Here is a 22,711-nt window from a genome sequence, read left to right on the forward strand (position 1 = left end):
AAACGCCAAACTAATTAACTCAAATTTATAAAATAAATGTAGAATGAATTCTATACAGTCCGCGTTATTATACAAGTTGTTAAATAAATAAATAAACAAGTTGATTCTACGTTTTTAGTGCTTTAAAAAAATAGCACATATTGAAGATTAAATCCCCTATTTTATGGAATTAAATTTAATTATAAGTCGTTAATTGTTATAGACTTAAGACTTATATACTAGCAGACGTGCTTTCATTATTATAAAAATATATGTCTAAAACTATGTCAAACAAAATGCCGAATACACCTATTGCTCAATCATCTATACCCCTAATTAAAAGGTTATCGTATGCCGACTATTTAGTCACTCATGAGCACATGCTACACACAACTCTTAATCGTATTGATAAGAAAAAACAGGGTATATTTACCCCTGATGAGCTTTGGATAGTAGAACACAATGATGTGTATACTTTAGGTCAAGCAGCTAAAGAGGAACACATTTTACAACGTGGTAAAACACCTATTATACAAACTGATCGAGGTGGTCAGGTCACATGGCATGGTGCGGGGCAATTGGTTTTATATTGGCTGATTGATTTAAATAATGCAGGATGGACGGTACGTGACTTGGTGTCGCACGCAGAGCAAAGTATTGAAGATATTGTTAATAACCACCTAGGCTTCAATGCTACAAATAAGACGCCAAATTTACCTGTAAACACGCCTACTAATCAATACTACGCAAGATCACGACGTGATGCACCTGGCGTATATATTTATAATACAGATGAACTGCTGCTAGGAAAAATAGCGTCGCTTGGGTTTAAGATTAAGCATGGTTTTAGCTATCATGGCATCGCACTCAACTTAACATGCGATTTAACGGTATTTAATGCAATCAACCCATGTGGCTACTCAGGTATGCAGATGCTAAAACTTGCTGATTTTGTGGATTTAAAATCAGTAACTGATGCAACTGAAATTATTAATAAAAGCGTTAATCAAGATTTCCTAAATAAAGATACTAATAGTCAAAACCAGTCCACTACAAACACTAATAAATGTGCCAACCAAAAGAGCCTTGATTCATCTATGAATCAATTACAAAATAACATTACTAAAACAACTCATAACATTGCAAATTTAGACGTCACGCAACGCTTAGTAACTAACATCGTGCAGCGTTTACAAGGTAAAATTGAACTGCGTCAAGTTTCAGAACAAAAGAAATCATTAAAGATTGTTAATTAAATATCGTTGATTGGATATTGTTAATTAGATATCGTCAATTATATAAAGACGCTTGATACAATTATTTCTATAGGCTCAACAAGTGCTATTACAGCTGATCGACTTATTTAAATCCAGTTATACGTATTTAGAACCCGATTTAATAGACCTGAAAAATAGAAAGACCTATTTGAATAGGATGCATAATTATGAGTGAAAATATGACCGACAACATAAAGTCTATCCAACCGTTTAACGATACTAATAATAGTCATAATATAGCTACTACTCCCAACGATTTTGATAGTAATCAGAACGATGATACTAATACTGATATTTCTATAAATGATATTTCTATACCTGATGTAGCTATAAACGATATGCTCGTTCTTGAATTAGCAGCAAACCCCAATACCATTGTACTAAATGAATTAGTGATTGATGATCAAATTGTCTGGCAGATTCATAATTGTAAAATCACTGAGAACACTGCATCTCAAAATGAAAAACTGCCTTTTTTATACCATTACGATGCCTTACCTGAGGACGTAAAAGAACGTCACCCTCTTAACGCAAAACTCTTAAAATATTTTAATACCCCTCTTGATACTAACGAAGCTGCTAATCTAATTGGCATTTCTGAGTCATTATTTCAGTCGCCTTGGCAGGTTAAAATCAAAGGTACGTTAGTGATGTTCAACGAGCGTTTACAAATTGCTCTGCGCCTTAAATTTACCAATACGTCAAAAGACAATGATGCTGTTTATACCAGAGACAAAGCAACTGCGATTAAAACAACAATGCAGAATTGGACGTTTTATGGCAATGTATTTGTGCTAAATAAGTCTACTAAGCCCCTATTGGTAGTAAGTGACGATAGCATAATGCGATTACCAAGCTCATCGGAGTATCAAAGCTTGTCAAATGAACATTCGTTACGCCTCTTAGAAATACTTGAAGAACAAAAATCTCGGTTGGATCAGCTTGATGACGCCATTTTATCCAGACTGATTTAGCTAATTAGATTAAAAATTAGCTAAATATACTAGGGCGTGTCCCTATTTAGATTAAGAGGCTAAAAATTAGATAGATTTTTGTCTAACACGAATAATTTCTAAGATTATATAAACATATTAGCTAGAAATTAGACACAGTTTGGTGAAAATATAGCCATTTTTAGACCATACTTTATTTAACTTTCAAATAGGGACACGCCATAGATAAATATTTGATTTATCTAGGGTCTGTTGAACATTCAAATATAGAACTGGCGGCGGTTATTTTTTAGGCAATATGCAGGAAAATTTTAGACACTTAGTTATTCTAAGTTAGAACCCCTAATTATTGAAAGTCACAATATATTGACAAAAAATAGACCCGCCCCGTAGGGCTGATGCTAAAATTGACCCAAACGTTGTTATAAACCTAGCTAAGCTCCAATACGCTTCGGGCATTATTGTCGGTTTATGCCTAGTTTGGAACACAGCTTTGATTAATTGGTAGCTATCAGCAGTCCTAATATTTGAATGTTCAACAGACCCTAATCCAAACTTTATACGTTACAATAGAACACGAACAACTTATTTTATAAGGAAGATATATGCAGTACCGCTCTAAAACCTCTACTTCGGGTCGAAATATGGCTGGCGCGCGCGCTTTATGGCGTGCAACAGGTATGACTGACGGTGATTTTGATAAGCCCATTATTGCCATTGCAAACTCATTTACTCAATTTGTACCGGGCCATGTTCATCTTAAAGATATGGGACAATTAGTAGCTCGTGAGATTGAACGTGTGGGCGGTGTTGCAAAAGAATTTAATACCATCGCTGTTGATGACGGTATTGCCATGGGTCATAGCGGTATGCTTTATTCTCTACCCAGCCGCGACCTCATTGCTGATTCTGTTGAATATATGGTGAATGCGCACTGCGCTGATGCGCTAGTATGTATCTCTAACTGCGACAAAATTACACCCGGTATGCTGATGGCGGCAATGCGTCTGAATATACCTGTCATATTTGTCTCAGGTGGACCTATGGAGGCGGGCAAAGTTCTGGCTTCTGACTTAGATTCTGGTCTTATCAGTCATAATACCGATGGTTCAGACGATGCACCCGATGATGATTTAGTCAAAAATGATCAAGGTAAAACAGTTCGTAAACTTGATCTAGTCGACGCGATGATTGATGCAGCAGACGATAACGTTAGCGATGCTGATGTATTAGAAATAGAGCGCTCAGCGTGTCCGACTTGCGGCTCTTGTTCAGGTATGTTTACGGCCAATTCAATGAACTGTTTGACCGAAGCTTTGGGCTTATCTCTACCAGGCAATGGGTCACTACTAGCCACGCATGCCAAACGAGAAGCTTTATTTTTAGAAGCAGGACGCCGTATCGTTGACTTGGCAAAACGTCGCTATGAGCAAGATGATGACTCGGTATTGCCACGCTCTATTGCCACCAAACAAGCTTTTGAAAATGCAATGAGCTTAGATATTGCTATGGGCGGATCTACCAATACTATTCTGCATTTGTTAGCGGCTGCCTATGAAGCAGAGGTTGATTTTAAAATGTCTGATATCGATAAGCTGAGTCGCCAAGTACCTTGTCTATCAAAAGTTGCGCCGGCCACTCAGAAGTATCATATGGAAGATGTGCACCGAGCAGGTGGCGTAATCGCTATCTTAGCCGAGCTTAATCGCGCCGGTCTATTGACGACTGATATTCCAACAGTTCATAGCAAGTCTCTTCAAGAAGCATTGGAGATGTGGGATGTGATGAATACAGATCATCCAAACCATCAAGCTGCACGCGATTTGTATATTGCAGCACCAGGCGGCGTGCGCACAACTCAAGCATTTTCACAAAACAAAGCGTGGTCAAACCTTGATCTCAATCGTGAATCAGGATGTATTCGCTCGATTGATCATGCCTACTCTACAGACGGTGGTCTGGCAGTATTATTCGGCAATATAGCCGAGCGCGGCTGTGTGGTGAAGACCGCTGGTGTCGATTACAGTATCTTAACCTTTACAGGACGCGCCCGAGTTTTTGAGTCTCAAGATGATGCGGTTCACTCTATATTAGCGGACAATATAGTCGCTGGTGATATCGTTATTATTCGTTATGAAGGGCCCAAAGGCGGACCTGGCATGCAAGAGATGCTCTACCCAACGTCATATTTAAAATCGAAGGGATTAGGAAAAGAATGTGCCCTATTAACCGATGGACGTTTTTCAGGCGGTACCTCTGGATTATCAATTGGACATGCGAGCCCAGAAGCTGCTGAAGGTGGCGCTATTGGCTTGGTTGAAGAAGGCGATACTATTCACATCGATATACCAAACCGCCGTATTAATCTAGATATCTCGCAAGAAGAGCTTCAAAAGCGTAGAGACGTCATGGAGTCACGCGGTAGTAACGCGTGGAAACCTAGGACCCGTGAGCGCCGTGTTAGTCCAGCACTGCGTGCCTATGCTGCAATGACTACCAGTGCCGACACTGGGGCCGTACGCGATGTCACTCAGGTAGAACGCTAGACTAATAAAAGTCATATAGAGATGTGAACGACTTATCTAATAGTTATTTTGAGTTTTTTATTTAAATTGCATCGTTTTATATATAAATGTCAGCTACGGCTGGCATTTTAGTCTATATAATATTGACTATCCTTTAACCATAAAGACGTTATAAACCCATGATTGAAAACTATAATCAATTTTTATTACTGTGCGGTGCGGCATTCGCATTGGGGGCATTTGCACCGCTGATGTTTAAAAAGCTGCCTATTTCTCTTCCTATGCTTCAAGTAAGCTTTGGCTTACTACTTGGTTATTTTTGGACCTCATTAAAGTTCTTAAGTCCACTGGAGAACGGCGTCGTAATAGAAAAGCTGTGTGAAATGGTGGTTCTGGTTTCGCTTGTGGGCGCAGGTATTAAGATTGACACCCCCTTAAGTTATAAAAATTGGCGCCCTACCCTTCGTTTGTTATTAATTACAATGCCGATATGTATCGCACTTATGGCAGCTTTAGGCTATTACGTGTTTAGCTTTAGCTTAGCTGCCTCGATTTTATTAGGAGCAGCGTTAGCACCCACAGACCCCGTACTTGCATCAAGCATTCAAGTTGGGCCACCAAACACAGGTAATGAAGATGCCACCCGCTTCTCGTTAACCTCAGAAGCTGGTTTGAATGATGGTTTGGCCTTCCCTTTTGTCTACTTAGCCATATTAGCTGCAGAGCATGTTGGTAAAACCGAAGGGTTATCTTTAAGTATTGTGTATGAATGGATAACATTTTATGTGCTTTGGAAGATTATAGTCGGTGTGGTAGTTGGCATTATAATTGGCAAATTAATGTCACAAATTGTTTTTGCTCGAAAAGTGAAAGAGACCACTATCTCTCAAGGTTATGTCATTATTGCGCTAACTTTGTTGTCATACGGTGCGGCGGAATTTGTACAGTCTTATGGGTTTATAGCTGTTTTTATTGCAGCATTTACCTTTCGAAGAGGCGAGCTTGGTCATAACTACCACGAAGAGCTGCACCACTTTTCTGAACAATCAGAAGGGCTTTTAATGTCATTAGTATTGGTGTTCTTCGGTATTGCTCTTGGTCAAGGTATTAGCTCAGGGGTTGAACTGACATGGCAGGTTTATACAGTGAGTATCATGTTCTTGCTTTTGATACGTCCTTTAGCAGGCTGGTTTGGCCTAAGTGGTTTAAACTTACCAAATAAAGAACGTTTTATTATTTCAAGCTTGGGCATCAAAGGCATTGGGTCTTTTTATTATCTTTCATATGCGTTGAATAAAGATGTTTTCCCTACAGATGATGCTCAAGCGCTTTGGCTGATAACAGGTATCATCGTCTTTATTTCTATATTCCTACATGGTATGACCGCACCCTATTTGATGAAAAAGTCCGGTTAATAAACCATAATATTTTATCAAAAAAAATGTGAACAACAGCGATGAAAATAATTAAGATCGGTAAGCGTTTATACCCCTTAAGGTATTACAGCATGTTATGACTGGTTGGGTGATGATGTTTAAACCAGTCTAAGACAGTCTCAGTAATCGCAAATTGACGAATATCTGTACTCATGGTGACATCAAAATTATGGACATATGCCATAGCAAGTTTTTGACTCGGGTCGCACCACGCTACCGATCCATTGTATCCCATATGTCCAAAAGCTGTTCGTAACAAAGTATCACTACCACACCGACTAAACACGCGATGATACCCGAGCCGCCAGTACATACTATTGGGCTGCGTCGCGGGCATGATAGCATCAGGGCCCTCGATATATATGTTGGTCATATCATCAAATATCTCAGCATTTATGAGCTGCTTTCCTTCCCATTTCCCTTTGTTAGCAAGCATGGCATACATTCTAGCCAATGCATTAGCTGAGGCCACGTTATTTGCCGCTGGTATCTTAGCCGTCATCGTATCAAATGTATAATAGTCCAAACCAGCTTTACCACGTGGGGCTAACGCATGCTTGAAATCATGAAAGTTTATTTCTTTCATATCAAAATATAAACCCACTATATCCATCGTCTTTAGTGGTGGTAATGGCGGTTCTTTTTTTTGTTCAGAATTTTTAGCAGATGTTGTTTTATTTAAAGAAGATATTGATTCATTATTATTTAGTAATTGATGCCAGCAGTCATAACTACGCAACTGTTGATAAGTATTTAGTGTCTTTTCGGTATCTTCACGCAGGACTGGTTTGGGCGTTCTTAATTTAGAACGTGCTGATCCATTTTGACCTGAACCATATCTTGAATCATTGTTTGCCAAGGGTGAGCTTGAAGAATGCGCTCGTAGATCAAATTCATCAAAGTTTTTGACCAAATTTGCAACGTTAGACACTTTATCACTAGGTACACCAAAATACATCTCTTCACTAATCTCTAAGGGTCCAGTGAGATAACTTTTTAGGGCGTCATTAAGTTTTAACTTAGTCACTTTTTCTATAAGACCGCCCAACACCCAACCTGATACCAATGCACTATATGCACTGTGAGCACCTTCCATTTTAGGCTTAGCAGTAGGCATTTGTTCTATACGTGATAACATCAAGTCCCAATTTTGCATATCGATCGCAGTATCAGTAATCGAACGTATATCAAACAAACCTGCGCTATGCGTTAATACATCTCTTAATCTTATGGTTTGCTTATTATTTTGAGCAAACTGTGGCCAATGTTTGGCAATCGTATCCTTATGATTGAGTAATCCTTGACTCACTAATATATGGATTAACGTTACCAACACCCCCTTACCGGTCGAAAAGTTGAGCGACAAAGTTTGTTTATGCCACTCGTGAGTTGGGGTTGCCTTACCCACGCTAACGCTTGCAATCAATTGACCATCATAATAAACCACAACGGAGCCACCTGCAGGGGCATCTTCTAATTGAAGACTATCCAAGGTCTTTTGCAATGTTTCTTGTAGAGATCGGTTTATATGTTCCATATTGGTCACAGTATTCAAATTATCCTTAGTTTTTAAGCCAACTGTAAAGCCATCTGTTAATCCATTTGATAGGCGATATGCTAGTCCAACAATTTGATATCAGCTATTTGATATCAGCTATTTGATATTAGCTATTTGATATTAGCTATTTAATATCCGCTATCTGGGTACCAGCAATCGGTTACGGACTTCTTCTTCTAGTCCGGTTAATCCATGATCTTTTCCTCGCTGTATTGCGGTATCCATTTTGCGGCCACGTAACCAGCCCGCTCTTAATGCCATACAAGCACCTACTCGGTTACCTGAGCCGCAATGCAACAATGTCTTCTTACCATGGTGCCTCCGCAATGCTTTATCAAATTCTAGCAGGTTTACTTGCTTCAAATCATCTTCATTGGCTATAGGCAAGTGCGTGTAATGTATGCCATGAGACTCAGCTTCTTTTTTTTCATCAAATAAGAGCTCATCTTCAGGTTGCAAATTAATGATATGTTCGATACCAGCATCAGCTGCTAATGAAACTTTTTCAGGCGTTAAACTCCCCGTTACTACAGTCCTAACATCAGGAAATTTAGCATTAACTAATTTAGACCCTAAAGCCTTTTGTAATTTTGTTAATTCTGGGTGGTTTGGTTCATTATTTTGAGCATCAACACTTACCGACATAAAGTCTCCTATGTTTGTTTAAAAGCTGCGAATAACATCTTTATAAAGCTATAAATATCTATTTTAAAACAATTTGCCAATTATACTAAATCCCAAATTTTAGGGTCTGTTAAACATTCAAACATTAGGACTGCTGATAGCTAAAATTGTTCCAAACTAGGCATAAACCGACGATAATGTCTAGACATTAGCTAGGTTTATAACAACGGTTGGGGCAATTTTAGCATCAGCCCTACGGGGCGGGTCTATTTTTTGTCAATATATTGAGAAATTTTCTAACTTAGAATAACTAAGTGTCTATAATTTCCCTGCATATTGCCTAAAAAATAACCGCCGCCAGTTCCATATTTGAATATTCAACAGACCCTTATAGCCAAAGTTTAACACTTTGGCTATTTGTTTTATTTCTAATACTAGTAGCATTAATAGTACTAGTACTCTTTACAATATATAAGTTTATTTAATATCGACCGTCATTATCGTTTGGTAATTTTTCCTGCCAAATGAGGTTTATCATTTTTAGCACTATATAAATTAAACTCGGCTTTACTGCTATCGTCTAACTGATTTAAATTATCCCCTATTAATTCGACTTCAGAGGGTAAAAATATAGGTAATTTAAAAGCAACATCAACCGTATAAGCTTCGGGCAAATCCATCAAGCTTAAGCATTTGGCTTTAGACCACATACCATGAGCGATTGCTTTAGGGAATCCAAACGCTTTTGCCGTATATTCATGAAGATGTATTAAGTTAAAGTCGCCTGAAATTTTAGCATAACGTCGACCAATGTCCTCAGGCACAGAAAAGATACTGTGAATATCGTCTTTTCCGACCTCAGGCTTTTCAGTAGCGGCTTTGGACTTTTTATCTTTTGAACCAGAGTCTGTTTTTTGACGTGATAAGTAAGTAGACACACCTTCCCAAATGAGTTCATCATCGGTGTGTACCTGAGTGATAAAATCAAATTGTTTGCCTTTGTCGTGGTCACGAAGGTTGGCAAAACTAACTGTCATTGTTACTGTTTCAGTGTCAGCAATACGGCGGTACTGAGTCACTGAGTTCTCAACATGTACCAAACCTAGCATTGCAAATGGAAATGCTTCGTCAACCATCATATTAATTTGTAATGATTGAGATAAAACTGAAAAGTAAGTTGGCGGTATTTGGCCATTTTCTGCAAACCCACAGATACGTCGGTAATCCTGCAAGTTAGATTTGTCAATGCTTAACTCATTAACCTTATAAGATGCTTCGGGCAACGTATTCTTTTTACCCTTTGAACTTTTCCCAATGATGGGTAACAATGATTTAATGACTTTGATGTAGGTCTCACGAGCTTCAGGCAGATTTGAAAATTCACGAGTTGACATACTTTCTCCTTTTATACTGATTTATTATTGTATGAATGATAACTTACTATTCTTAAATCTTTTATGCGCAATAATTTACATTGTATTAGTATCATAAGCGCATCGTACCGTTAATCATATTAAGTTGAAAACCATTATTAATTAGAGTAACTATATTTAATTAAAGTAACCATCTATAATTTAAATAACTATCGTAGATTTGAATAGAGATATGGCACTTATTATCAATAAAAAAGCCATCTTACGATGGCTCTTTAATATACTTTAACGACAGGGATTTAAGCTCTAAAAGCGTATTAAACTTGTGTTTAATGAAGCGTATTAGCAAATTCTTCAAGTCGTTAATTAGATATAGTTAGGCGCCAAGTAAACTTTGACCACAAACTCGTAAAATATTACCATTTAAACCACCTGATGCGGGTGAGGCGAACCACGCTGTTGCTTCCGCCACATCAACAGGCAAACCGCCTTGGCTCATAGAGTTCATACGACGACCCGCTTCACGAATAGTCATAGGAATAGCAGCCGTCATTTGAGTTTCGATGAAACCTGGAGCAACTGCATTTATGGTAATTGACTTGCCTTGATCTTTAAGCATTTTAGCGGTGGCTTGTACCAAGCCAATAACACCGGCTTTAGAAGTTGCATAGTTAGTTTGGCCTAAGTTACCTGCGATGCCTGAAATAGATGAAACACAGACTATACGAGCATTTTCATTTAACACGTCATGCTGAAATAAATAGTCATTCACTTTAGCAATACTTTTCAAGTTGATATTAATGACCATGTCCCATTGTTTTTCATCCATATTAGCAAGTGTCTTATCACGAGTAATACCTGCATTATGAATGATACCGTCAAGTCCATTGCGCTTAGCTGCTGCTTCAGCGATTTGCTCACCAGCATCTTCAGCGGTTATGTCTAAAGGCAAGGTTGAACCACCAATCTCTCCAGCAACTTTTTGTAAATCTTCTTGCTGAGGAGGAATGTCTAGACAAATAACATGGGCACCATCGCGGGCTAAAACACGGGCCATTGACTCACCGATACCTCGGCTCGCACCAGTAACTAAAATGGTTTTACCAGCTAAAGGTTTTGACCAGTCAACCTGTTTAGAGTCACCTGAACCTATACGAACCACTTGTCCTGAAACATAGGCAGAACGTGCAGACACAAAGAAACGTAAAGTTGAGTCGATATTATCTTCAGCACCTTCACTTACATAAATAAGCTGAGCGGTTATACCTTTTTTAAATTCTTTACCAACTGATTTTACAAACCCTTCAAGCGAGCGCTGTGCCAACGCTGAACCTATTTCTTTACATTCTTCAGGTGGACGACCAACAACAATAACTCTACCAGACTTTTCAACTTGACGCGCAACTGGATGAAAGAATTCATACATCTGTTTTAGGTCAGCTGCATTACTTATATTACTGGCATCGAATATCAATACACTATACTTATCAGAATTAACAGCACTGTCATTAGTTTCGATATCAGCAGTTTTAAATGATTGTTGATGCGCATCATTACCAGCAGTATAAACATCAGCTTGAAGCGTATTCAACGTGGTTGCAATAGCATCACTTATACGACTGTCATCACCATTGGCTGAACCAAATAAAACGCTACCACGTACTACCTTCTCTCCTACTTTAAAACGATCCAGTTTAGTAGGAAGCGGCAACCCTAAGTTTTTAGCTACTTTTTTACCTAGTGGCGACTGAACAAACTCTCCATAACGGTCTGACATACTAAATCCTTGATATAATGATTTTAATTAAGTAATAAATAAAATTTTTATTAAAATTATGTTTCAAATACGTAATATAGAAGTATATACACAAACTAAATATTAAATAATTCGATGGCTATTATACTATCATTTATAGAATGTCATTAATAATGAATATGCTAAAATCAAACATAATTTTATCACTATAGTAATTAATTATAAAATAATATTATGATTTGATAGTTTCTACTATAAACTGTTGTCATCAATGATACTATATAAAATATTATAGAAGTTATATGTAGATTTTAAATTAACATCATCTATATCAACACTTATATAAACTTTTGAATAAACGAAGTTACTTGCAATTTATTCATTCTGTTTAAGTTTGATAGTAATAGATATGCCGTTACCTAAGATTGTCACCATAACTTAAGATTTATTTATAACTTTTTTCTTAGTTTTAATTTTTTAAAAACCGTTTTAGGACTATCTATGTCGCTAGATAATAAACCTGAAACTTTATAATATATAAGGATAATAAATGAGTAATTCCAATCAGCCTAAAGATACCAATGCTTCAAAAGATGCGCCTATTACCTCAACCGTTGTCAGTAAAGATGGCAAACAGCTTCTTGATGAAACATCAGATAATAACACTCAAAACACAAAATCCAAAGCTCAAACAGATTTTGCAGATTTGAAAGAACAAGTTGCTAATTCTCCTAAAACTGAAGCTGACAAAGTAATCAGTGAAGATAGATCTGCTAAGCAAAAGATTATAGAAGCACGTAAAGAGCAAACAGAACAAGCAGACAATCTAAGCGCTGCTGATAGTGCTAATACTAAATCGGCAGATTCAAAAAAGACTGAAAGCAGCATTACTGATACTAAAACTGATTCAAAACCAAAATCTGATTCAAAACCAAAATCTGAGCCAACTAAATCAGATGCTAATAAAGAGTCTAAAAAAGAATCTGAACAAACGACTACAAAATCTGACTCTGAATCTGAATCTAAATCTAAATCAGCCTTGAAAGGTTCAGATAAGACAGCGTCTTCTAATACTAATACCGAATCACCCGCAAACACTAATTCTACTTCTAAATCAAACTCAAAACCTAATACTAATAAGGAACCATCAATGCCAGATAATGCACCATCAATACGTCCTGTTGCAATTTTAGGCGGTAACCGCATACCTTTCGCAAGATCTAATGGCCCGTACGCTGATGCAAGTAACATTGATATGTTAAGCGCGGCTTTAAATGGCTTAGTAGAACGTTATGAACTACAAGGTGAGCGTGTTGGTGAAGTGGTTGCTGGCGCTGTTTTAAAATTAAGCCGAGACTTAAACCTTACTCGTGAATCTGCTTTAAACACCGCTTTAGACCCGCTTACTCCCGCTTATGATATTTCTCAAGCATGTGGTACGGGACTACAAGCAACGTTTGCAGCAGCGAATAAAATTTCTCTAGGTATTATTGATTCTGCTATAACTGGTGGTGTGGATACCACCTCTGATGCGCCAATTGCCGTAGGTGACGGCTTACGTAAAGCACTTATCAAACTTGGTGCTGCTAGAAATAACAAACAGCGCCTTGCTGCTTTAACCTCAATTAATCCTAAAGACTTAATTGATGCTCCTCAAAACGGTGAGCCTCGTACTGGTATGTCTATGGGTGAACATCAAGCAATCACCGCTTTAGAATGGAATATTTCACGCGAAGATCAAGATGAATTGGCGGTTAACAGTCACCATAATCTAGCTCGTGCATATGAAGAAGGTTTCTTCGATGATTTGATAACGCCTTTTAAAGGATTAACACGCGATAATAACTTGCGTCCTGATTCTTCACTTGAGAAACTGTCTTCATTAAAGCCTGTATTTGGTAAGCGTAATGCTAATCCAACGATGACTGCTGCTAACTCTACCCCATTAACTGATGGTGCCTCTTGTGTCTTATTAGGTACAGATGAGTGGGCTGAGCAGCATGGCTTAAAAACGTTGGCTTATATCACGCACCAAGAAACAGCTGCCGTTGACTTTATTGGTAAAGATGGGGTTAAAGAAGGTCTATTAATGGCACCTGCCTATGCGGTTCCACGTATGTTAGAGCGTGCAGGCTTAACTCTGCAAGATTTTGATTTTTATGAGATTCATGAAGCGTTTGCTTCTCAAGTATTATCAACGCTTGCTGCATGGGAAGATGAGACTTTCTGTAAAGAACGTTTAGGTCTTGATAAGCCACTTGGATCAATAGACCGTAGTAAGCTTAACGTTAATGGTTCTTCATTAGCAGCTGGTCATCCATTTGCTGCTACTGGTGGTCGTATATTAGCTACTGCTGCAAAACTACTTGACCAAAAAGGTTCAGGCCGTGCCCTAATCTCAATCTGTGCAGCGGGTGGTCAAGGTGTGACTTGTATTGTTGAAAAATAACAATGAATAACTGATTTTTTAATATTACAGATGTATTTAAATTATGAATAATTTGGTAAATTTATAAAAAAAAAGAGCCTTATGGCTCTTTTTTTTGTGTCTTATAAAATTAATATCGCTTGATAGCAATAACAATACTATAGTCAAATAAGTCTAAAATGGGCGTAAATCAAATGAGTGCAAGCTCTACTCATATAGGCTTAGCGAGGTTAACGCCTTAACCGGTTAGTAGTTCGCTAACTATACTGAATGAAAGAAACTTCTAAACTGTGTATGTCGCCTGTAGTGAACCAGTCATGCCTGCTAACATTCTTTCAATTTCACTTTTGATGGCCAAACCATTTTTATCATTACTCAGTTGCACTGCAAATCCTGAAGGTCGACTTCCTTGGGTTCGATGATTTATCCAAACCACCCCACCTTGAAAATTTTGTCTTTCACTAGATCCTAGCAAGCTTATTGAAACCTCAAACGTATCGCCTAAACTTACCCGCTGCTTAGATGGAATGAAAATCGCCCCATTTTTTACATAAGGTAGATAGCTCAGATAAAGTTTATGATTGTCAGGTATATCATATTCTATTATGTTATTCATATTAGGCTCAACCATGTAACAACTCTTCTTTTATTTTTTATTTGAAATATTTAATTTATTTAAGCTATTTTGGTTATTAAAGCTATTAAATTATTAATGCTATTAGAATGATTCAATGGCTTTTATAAGCTAAGTTATTTGCCCCGCTCTAAGCTAAACTCTAAGCCCAGCTATTATCACCGTAAATTAATTATAAACGCGCGATAGATTCGGTTAACTTATCATATGCCATTTTATCTTGAACATTTTGGTGTTGAGCCAATTTGATATCATAAATATTTGATATAACTGCTTGTACAGACTCAATGTTTAGATTCTGAATTGAATCATAATCTTCAAACCCAATATCCCTTTGTAATGGCGTTAAACCTAAAATATATCGACTAAAATCCATTAACATAATTTCAGAAAGCTTTAGCAAATCCTCCAAAGTTAATGTTTTTTGCCAGTATTCACTGGCAGCAATACTAGACCGTTTACCAGATTTAAGTGCCAGCCATACCTTTATCCAATTATCGCGCTGCTGATACCAGTCAGATGCTAGTAAGTCTAGAGCAGCTAAAGGGGCACCATTCGCAAGTTGCAAACCCTGTAAAACTTGTTGGCTTAATTGATGATCATCATTATAAGGTATCATTTGTTCAGCTATAATACGATTCTTCAGATACGAGATCATGTCGTCAGAATTTTTGGACTCCAAAGTCACATGCTGGACGCGGCTTTTTATTGTGGGCAGCAACTTGGAGGGCATATCTGTTATTAGCAGTAGTAGTATACCCTCTCTAGGCTCTTCAAGTGTTTTGAGTAAAGCATTGGCAGCTGCGGTGGTCATAGAATCAGCATTATCAATTACACATATTCTTCTGCCAGAACTTCCTTGATTAATAAAAGGCTGTAGATGTCTTATGTCATCAACTTTGATAGATGTTAACGGCGTTTTTTTATCAATATTAGCTTTAGTTTTAGACGGTTTGGTTTTTTTTGTCGTGTCTTTTTTAGCTTGATTCAAATTGTCTTCAGATTTTATAGGCAAACTGCCTGCAGGCAGTACCATAAAATCAGGATGCGTACCTGATTTCAACCAAATACAGCTCTCACAATGTCCGCACGCATTATCATAGCTGAGACCTTCATTATGCTTTAACCCTTGGTTATCATTACCACGGTTATCACATAGCAGCCATGCGACAAACCGCCATACAAATTGTCGTTTACCAGTACCCGCCATGCTTGAGAACAATAGGCCATGTGGTAATTTTTCATGTCTATCTAATAGTTGATGCCACGCACTAACCTGCCAAGGTAGAATTGGTCTAAAATATGCTAATTCTTCGGCACCTGTATGCCCTTCATTATTCATCGCTAGCTTCTTTTAATGAGTACTTTTATTGAGTACTTTTATTGAGTATTTATATTGAGAAATTAATTTAATACTTCCATCTTTTTTTAGTTCTAATTTATATTCATTTAACAAAATGTCATCGTGGTTCTATGATTAAACGATTAGGTTTATATTAAACTATAAGCTTGTATTTTTAGACACGTAATTTTTAATATAAAACCTTTAACCCATAATATGTAGAAAGATACTTAATTGTGAAAAACACTAACAGGCATTTGGTTAAGTCGATCTAAATCTTGCTGGGTATCTACGCCGGCGGGTAATTCTAATAGCGCTTGAGCGATAGCAATCTTTTTACCATTCTCTAACACGCGTAATTGCTCTAAACTTTCAAGCCCTTCTAAAACGCCTTTAGGCCACTTTACAAAGTCTTGGAGTAACTTAACTCGGTATCCATATATTCCTAAATGACGCATACCCATAATGGATGACGCTATTGAGGCAGTTGACGCTAGTTTATTGGATACGTTAGGTCCATTAGTTTTGTTAGTTTCGTTATTTATAGATACTCTGTCAAAAGGAATAGGCGCGCGGCTAAAATATAAAGCATGACCTAAAGCATCTACCACAACTTTTACAGCAGACGGTCTTTTAAATTCATCAAGAGTTGTTATGGGTTCATATAAAGTAGACATGACACTATCGGGACTATCAACTAATAAATCTCTGACTTGCTTTAATAATACAGGCGGTACAAGAGGTTCATCACCTTGCATATTGATGACTATATCATCAGCAGACCATTTTTTAATCTGTGCAACTTCACTTAGCCTATCAGTACCAGAGACATGATTGGCATCTGTCATGACAACGTTAAAGCCCGCTGACTCGCATACCTGTCTAATACGTTCATCGTCAGTGGCGATACATAGGTCATCTGCAAAATCAGCTTGATAGGCTTTTTCTGCAACCCACAAAATCATGGGTTTATTATGAATGTTTAACAAAGGCTTTCCAGGTAATCGGCTACTTTGAAAACGTGCAGGAATGACAATGTGTACTTTAGGTTGTTTGCCTAACATAATATTTTTATTCATTTTTAAGGCCCATCTAATTACCTAAATTTCAAAAGATTATGGTGTGCTGAAACAGTAATTTGCTAAACCACTATAAGATATACTAATACAACTTTGAAAGTATTTTGCCTTCAGTAATCAATACCAATTTGTCTCAATTGTTTGTGCAAAACATCATAACATTTATTAGATAATTCAGCGTTAACAGGTAAAACCCAGATAGACATTTTCGCAATTTGACTGTTAGATCTAGCTAAAGGTCCAATTTTCACAGCATCTTTTGAGGTAATGACAATCGGATAATCGGTTCGTGATAATAAATCTTCTTCTTTAAATTTATGATGATCAGGCATAGGGACTTCAATAACCTCAAAACCTTGCGACTTAAGTATGTTAAAAAAACGTTTGGGATAGCCTATACCGCTCATGGCGTATACCTTTTTGTTTGAAGGGTTAAACGTAAATGCATTACCACCCTCGCTATCTACTACGGTATCGTTAATCAATAAAGGCTGTAAAACGTCAGCTTCAAGGTGCATAGAAAGCTGGTACTTAGGAAGCTGATCATGTATCGTATTTTTGGTGTCGATTGAATGAGGGTGATTAGAGTCCTTAACGTTTGGTGCAATGTGATATATAACGGTAGCGTCATTTAAACGACTTATTGGCTCTCTTAAAAATCCTGTAGGCAGCAGCTGCTTATTACCAAACCCGCGCGCACTATCAACAACTATCCATTCTATATCTCGCTTGAGTTTATAATGCTGTAAACCATCATCAGCAATGATTAACTGGGTATCAGGCGCATGACCTAAAACACACTCAATCGCTAACTGTCTATTAGGTGATACCGCCATACTAACCCCAGTTCGCCTAACGATTAAGCACGGCTCATCTCCTACCTCAATGGGCTGACTATCGCGAGTAACAAACTTAGGCATTGAAGCCTCATTGCCGCCATATCCTCGGCTAATGACTCCTACCTTGACGTTTTTTTGTTGTAGGTAGTTAACCAGCTCAATTATCAAAGGCGTTTTACCACTACCGCCCACGGTTATGTTACCCACAATCATAACTGGTACAGGCGCCCGATATTTGGTTAGTAACCCCTTATCATATAACTGCCGCCTTATAACAATAGCAATTCCATATACCCAACTAAATGGTAGAAGTAACCATAACCACCAAGCTTGAGACTGCCACGCCGCAACCATACCTACCTCAAGGCTTGAAGTAGACTTAAAGGAATCTATAGGGGTTGACGAGTCTTCATCGGTCATAGGGGTATATAGTGATCCTTAGTGTTTAAAGTCAATAGAATTTATTCTTCAAAGTCTCTTGCATACATTTGGGCATATTGCCCTGATAAATTCATGAGCTCGTCATGATTGCCTACCTCAACGATAAGACCTTTATCCATAACTACTATTTTATCGGCTGCTTCGATAGTAGTTAATCGATGTGCAATAACGATAGTTGTTCTATTTTGCATCACATTATTTAATGCTTTTTGAATATAATACTCCGACTCGTTATCCAATGCACTTGTTGCTTCATCCAAAATCAAAATAGGGGCATTTTTTAAGAGTGCACGTGCTATAGATAACCTTTGCCGCTGACCGCCTGATAACTGTAAACCTTCAGCACCAATTGAGCTGTTATAACCCTCTGGTAAATTCATAATAAATTCATGTGCAAATGCAGCTTTAGCCGCTTCAATAACCTCTTCATCTGACTTATTAGCCAAATCACCGTATGCGATATTGTGCTTGACAGATTCATTAAAAAGGACAACTTGTTGATTTACGGTCGCAATTTGAGATCTTAAAGACTTTAAAGATATATCATTTAAAGGAATATCATCAATATAAACGGTACCACTAGTTGGATCTAATGTTCGGGTTAATAAATTGACCAGTGTGGTTTTACCAGCCCCACTTTTACCCACTATGGCGACTGTTTCACCCGCATTAATAAATAAGTCAAAGTTATTGAGAGCTTTGGTACCATCTGGGTATTGCATCGATATACTATCAAAGCGAATATTACCTTCAACTGAGTCGGTTTGAATACCTGTATCGACTTCTTCTGGCTGATCAAGTAATGTGAAGATTGATTGACCCGCAGCAATCCCTCTTTGAAGCTTCTGATTAACATCAGTTAAAGCTCTAACTGGCTTACTTAGTAACCCTGCGGCTGTCAAATAGGCAATAAACTCGCCTGCTGTTGTGCCTTCCATAACCTCAGGACGTAAGGCGAGCCAGACGACAACCGACATAGCGGCGGCCATTAATAGTTGAACGGCAGGTGTATTAATACTATTAGTAACAACGACTTTCATGCCTTGTTTAAGGTTTCTTAGTGATGCGGCATCAAATCTTCTGTGTTCATATTCTTGACCACCGTAGTTTTTGACAACATGATAACCACTGATTACCTCATTAGTAATATGGCTCACCTCTCCCATTGTCTGTTGAATACCTTTTGAAAGCTTAAGATAGCGCTTTGAAGCTATCTTTATTATATATAGAATTGGGGGTAGTACGACAAATAAGATAAGGGTCAAGCGCCAATTTGAGTATAATAAAAAGCTAAGTAGAGCGATGACTGTTAGCCCATCTCTCAATATGGTCTTTAAAGAATCAGTGCTTGCGGCGGTCACTTGCTCGACATCGAAGATTAACTTCGAAGATATGGTGCCTGATGGGTTTTCAATAAAAAAAGAGTTAGGCAGCTTTAAAAGCTTATCAAATACCTCAACACGCATTTCATAGACGATGTTTCTCGAAATAAGGGCCGTAAAATAATTTCCTAAGAATGATCCCACGCCGCGAATTAGAAATATCGCGATAATCAATACAGGGAACAAATTTCTTTGTTCTTGGGTTCCATTATTTATCGCATCAGTTATAAACTGAATCAACTTGGCAATACCAACCTCAGTGGCTGAATTAATAGCAAAACCGATGATGGTTAATAAGATTGCCCACCAGTATTTTTTGACATACTTTAACAGTCTTAAATAGGTTTGTGCACTGCTTATCTTTACAGGAGGCTGATTAAGGTTGATAACACCCTCTGACTGAACTTTTTGTACTTTTGCAGCTGTAGACTGTACATTGGGTTTATGCTGAGTCATCTATTGCCCTTTATAATTTGACATGCGAAGCATAAAATTTATAGCCAGATAAACCACATAATTCATAAAACTGCAATTCTAAGCTTTTAAAAAGCATCAAGGATTTAATGGTTTTTAAAATACGATATTGAATTAAAAATGAAGTTTATAGACTAAAGATGAAGGATTCTAATTATAGAATAAAAATATGACTTAACGTTTAAAGTGCGCTAATAAACTTTCTAGCTCATCATGACTATGAAAAAATATCTCAACACTGCCCTTACCGCCTTTTTTCTGTTTTAATTTGACAGTGGCACCCAAATAGTCTGAAAGTTTTTGATTGAGTTTCTCAACATCTATATCAGATTTAGGTTTTGTGTCTTTTTTTGGTTCAGGATTTAAAATCGATTTAACGAGTTTTTCTGCATCCCGAACTGTCATAGACTCATCGATAATTCTTTGAGCGATAACTGGCTGTTGATCTGAGGACAAAGACAGCAAGGCTCTTGCATGCCCCATATCTAAATGACTCTCACTAAGATGGTTTTTGACATCGTCATGTAAGTGATTTAATCGAAGTAGATTAGATACAGTGGTTCTTGCTTTACCGACTACATCTGCAATCATGGCATGACTCATACCAAACTCAGTGTGAAACCGCTGTAACGCAGCCGCTTGCTCAATGACAGACAAATCTTCACGCTGTATATTTTCAATCAGCGCTAAAGCAATCGCTAATTCATCAGACAAAGCACGCTCAATGGCAGGTATCGTTGTTTGACCAGCTAATTTTGCTGCTCGCCAGCGACGTTCACCTGCAATAATTTCGTGCGTTACCCGTTTGGATTTTTTTTCTTCGTTGGCCAGTAGTGGTCTAATGACAATAGGCTGCATCACACCGTGCTGCTTAATAGAGGAAGCCAATTCAGCCAATGCCGTTTCGCTCATATCACGTCTGGGCTGATATTTACCCGCTTGTAAACGCTCTATACGCATTTGTACAAGCGACATATCTTCATCAGCAGAATTTGAGTCATCAAAACCTACTTTTTGCGCACTCGTTTTAGAGCTCGAATTAGCTAATAGCGAATCTTCCGTTAGTGCATCTTTAAATAAAGGACTACCTATTGAGTCGGTATCGTCTTTAGCATTTCGCGTAGACGGTTTAACAGCTGGTTTCTTATTTGCGGTACGCCTGTTTGATTTTTTAGTTTTTTTATCAATAGCTGAAGCATTTTTATATGGTGTACCATTCTCTGTCATGCCATTGTCTGAAGGAGCATTGTCGTCTGACGATCCAATATTTTGCGAGTCATCGCGCAAGGCATCAGCAGTAATTTCTTTTTCTTTTTTTATAGATCCAAGAAGAGCATCTAACCCTCGGTTTGCTGCTAATCCGCGCTTCTTTGCCATGTTAGTTTATCCTCTACTGCTTGCTTATCTGATCTATAAATTTTCAAAATTAAAATAATATAACCCAGCGCAGCTACCATAATAACCGTGAATACTTTTATATCAATTAAATTAAATAATATTTCCAATTTAAATACAAACTATTTAATTAAATGAAATATAATAATACTTCAATTCGGTTGAACTATTTAGGGACGACTATTTTAATGGATTGTACAAAGCTTGCAAGGTTAATGATTATTTTTATTGAATTACTTTAGCACAAACTTAACCATATTGACGCCATTAATTATGACTCAACTATAAATGTATAAGGCTAAATATTAACTACTGTCTGCTTTGTCTTATAATTTCAGACGCAAGTTTGCGATAGGCCTGTGCACCTTTTGAACTTTTATCGTAATCAATTACTGGCATACCATGAGCAGGTGCTTCTGCAAGTCGTATATTCCTTGGAATAATGGTTTTGAACATAATCTCACCAAAATGCGATTCAAGCTCTTCTGAGACATCATTTGCAAGTGTATTTCTTGCATCAAATAAGGTGCGTAAAACGCCTCTAATATGTAAATCAGGATTTAATTCTTTTAATCTTTCGATAGTTTGGGACAAATCAGCCAAACCTTCCAGTGCATAATACTCACATTGCATAGGTATGATCACACCTTGCGTGGCGACCATTGCATTAATGGTTAATAGATTAAGACTGGGCGCACAGTCGATAATAACGTAATCATATCCCTCTACAGAATCCAATGCGGTATCTAATAATAAATGACTGTCATTCTTACCCATAAGCGTAATATCAATTCCGGATAGATCTCGATTTGAGCCAACCACATCAAATCCTGCAGGACTTTGATACGTTGCCTCCTTAATACTCACGCCTTCAAGCAGTACATCGGCAATTGACAACGCTAGATCACGCTTTTCAAGTCCAGTACCTGTTGTGGCATTACCCTGAGGGTCTAAATCAATAAGCAATACTTTTTTACGCCGAGCTGCCAAACATGAAGCAAGGTTTACAGCTGTCGTGGTTTTACCGACACCACCTTTTTGGTTTGCAATAGCGAGTATTTCCATAACGTTACTTTTTTACCTAGGATCTATTAAATAGTCAATATGGAGCAATGAATATCTTGATGCTTGCTTTTAAATGTATGTACTGGGATCATTGGCAGCTAAACTTTTTATAATAAACAGTATGTTAATTAATATAAAGTATGTGCATAAA

Annotated in this window: 16 protein-coding genes; 5 read left to right on the plus strand and 11 right to left on the minus strand. The window is 37.6% G+C overall.

All coding sequences use genetic code 11. The features are described 5' to 3' along the window. Positions 1-275: 275 nt before the first annotated feature. From lipB to AC21OH_RS05800, 4 genes are all read left to right on the plus strand, one after another. The gene (lipB, locus tag AC21OH_RS05785) at positions 276-1,235 is read left to right on the plus strand and encodes a lipoyl(octanoyl) transferase LipB (RefSeq protein ID WP_487370969.1); all 960 of its coding nucleotides are present in this window, start codon (positions 276-278) and stop codon (positions 1,233-1,235) included. Between the two features lie 188 nt (positions 1,236-1,423). Next, positions 1,424-2,230 carry a hypothetical protein gene (locus tag AC21OH_RS05790; RefSeq protein WP_487370961.1) on the plus strand — a complete coding sequence of 269 codons (807 nt, stop codon included), beginning with the start codon at positions 1,424-1,426 and terminating at the stop codon, positions 2,228-2,230. 584 nt (positions 2,231-2,814) lie between these two features. Then, the gene (gene ilvD, locus AC21OH_RS05795; protein ID WP_487370962.1) at positions 2,815-4,755 is read left to right on the plus strand and encodes a dihydroxy-acid dehydratase; all 1,941 of its coding nucleotides are present in this window, start codon (positions 2,815-2,817) and stop codon (positions 4,753-4,755) included. A gap of 158 nt (positions 4,756-4,913) precedes the next feature. Further along, positions 4,914-6,149 (plus strand): cation:proton antiporter, encoded by a 1,236-nt coding sequence (locus tag AC21OH_RS05800; RefSeq protein WP_487370963.1) that lies wholly within the window; start codon positions 4,914-4,916, stop codon positions 6,147-6,149. 85 nt (positions 6,150-6,234) lie between these two features. Here AC21OH_RS05800 and AC21OH_RS05805 read toward each other — a convergent pair whose 3' ends face one another. The 4 genes from AC21OH_RS05805 to AC21OH_RS05820 all read right to left on the minus strand — a co-directional run bounded on the left by AC21OH_RS05805 (position 6,235) and on the right by AC21OH_RS05820 (position 11,502). After that, entirely contained in the window at positions 6,235-7,716 is a 1,482-nt protein-coding gene (locus tag AC21OH_RS05805; RefSeq protein ID WP_487370970.1) for a serine hydrolase domain-containing protein, read from the minus strand. A gap of 150 nt (positions 7,717-7,866) precedes the next feature. Beyond that, the gene (locus tag AC21OH_RS05810; protein WP_487370964.1) at positions 7,867-8,373 is read right to left on the minus strand and encodes a protein tyrosine phosphatase family protein; all 507 of its coding nucleotides are present in this window, start codon (positions 8,371-8,373) and stop codon (positions 7,867-7,869) included. Between the two features lie 476 nt (positions 8,374-8,849). Then, positions 8,850-9,746 (minus strand): MaoC family dehydratase, encoded by an 897-nt coding sequence (locus AC21OH_RS05815; protein ID WP_487370965.1) that lies wholly within the window; start codon positions 9,744-9,746, stop codon positions 8,850-8,852. 355 nt (positions 9,747-10,101) lie between these two features. Then, a complete protein-coding gene (locus AC21OH_RS05820) occupies positions 10,102-11,502 on the minus strand; it encodes a 3-oxoacyl-ACP reductase (RefSeq protein WP_487370966.1) in 1,401 nt (466 codons plus the stop codon). 529 nt (positions 11,503-12,031) lie between these two features. Between AC21OH_RS05820 and AC21OH_RS05825 the strand changes: the two genes are divergently transcribed. After that, complete coding sequence (locus AC21OH_RS05825) at positions 12,032-13,930, plus strand: acetyl-CoA C-acetyltransferase (RefSeq protein ID WP_487371263.1); 1,899 nt, start codon at positions 12,032-12,034, stop codon at positions 13,928-13,930. A gap of 262 nt (positions 13,931-14,192) precedes the next feature. Here the strand turns inward: AC21OH_RS05825 and AC21OH_RS05830 are convergent, their stop codons facing one another. From AC21OH_RS05830 to AC21OH_RS05860, 7 genes are all read right to left on the minus strand, one after another. Continuing rightward, a complete protein-coding gene (locus tag AC21OH_RS05830) occupies positions 14,193-14,525 on the minus strand; it encodes a PilZ domain-containing protein (protein WP_487371264.1) in 333 nt (110 codons plus the stop codon). A 190-nt stretch (positions 14,526-14,715) separates the two neighbouring features. Then, the gene (locus tag AC21OH_RS05835; RefSeq protein WP_487371265.1) at positions 14,716-15,885 is read right to left on the minus strand and encodes a DNA polymerase III delta subunit-related protein; all 1,170 of its coding nucleotides are present in this window, start codon (positions 15,883-15,885) and stop codon (positions 14,716-14,718) included. A gap of 230 nt (positions 15,886-16,115) precedes the next feature. Further along, positions 16,116-16,964, minus strand: a complete 849-nt coding sequence (kdsB, locus tag AC21OH_RS05840; RefSeq protein WP_487371266.1) for a 3-deoxy-manno-octulosonate cytidylyltransferase — start codon at positions 16,962-16,964, stop codon at positions 16,116-16,118. 110 nt (positions 16,965-17,074) lie between these two features. Beyond that, positions 17,075-18,223, minus strand: a complete 1,149-nt coding sequence (gene lpxK / locus AC21OH_RS05845; protein WP_487371267.1) for a tetraacyldisaccharide 4'-kinase — start codon at positions 18,221-18,223, stop codon at positions 17,075-17,077. A gap of 41 nt (positions 18,224-18,264) precedes the next feature. Next, positions 18,265-20,082 carry a lipid A export permease/ATP-binding protein MsbA gene (gene msbA, locus AC21OH_RS05850; protein WP_487371268.1) on the minus strand — a complete coding sequence of 606 codons (1,818 nt, stop codon included), beginning with the start codon at positions 20,080-20,082 and terminating at the stop codon, positions 18,265-18,267. A gap of 192 nt (positions 20,083-20,274) precedes the next feature. After that, the gene (locus AC21OH_RS05855) at positions 20,275-21,477 is read right to left on the minus strand and encodes a ParB/RepB/Spo0J family partition protein (RefSeq protein ID WP_487371269.1); all 1,203 of its coding nucleotides are present in this window, start codon (positions 21,475-21,477) and stop codon (positions 20,275-20,277) included. Positions 21,478-21,804: 327 nt separating this feature from the next. After that, positions 21,805-22,560 carry a ParA family protein gene (locus AC21OH_RS05860; protein ID WP_487371270.1) on the minus strand — a complete coding sequence of 252 codons (756 nt, stop codon included), beginning with the start codon at positions 22,558-22,560 and terminating at the stop codon, positions 21,805-21,807. Positions 22,561-22,711 lie beyond the last annotated feature (151 nt).

The organism is Psychrobacter sp. CX10, assembly GCF_057621575.2.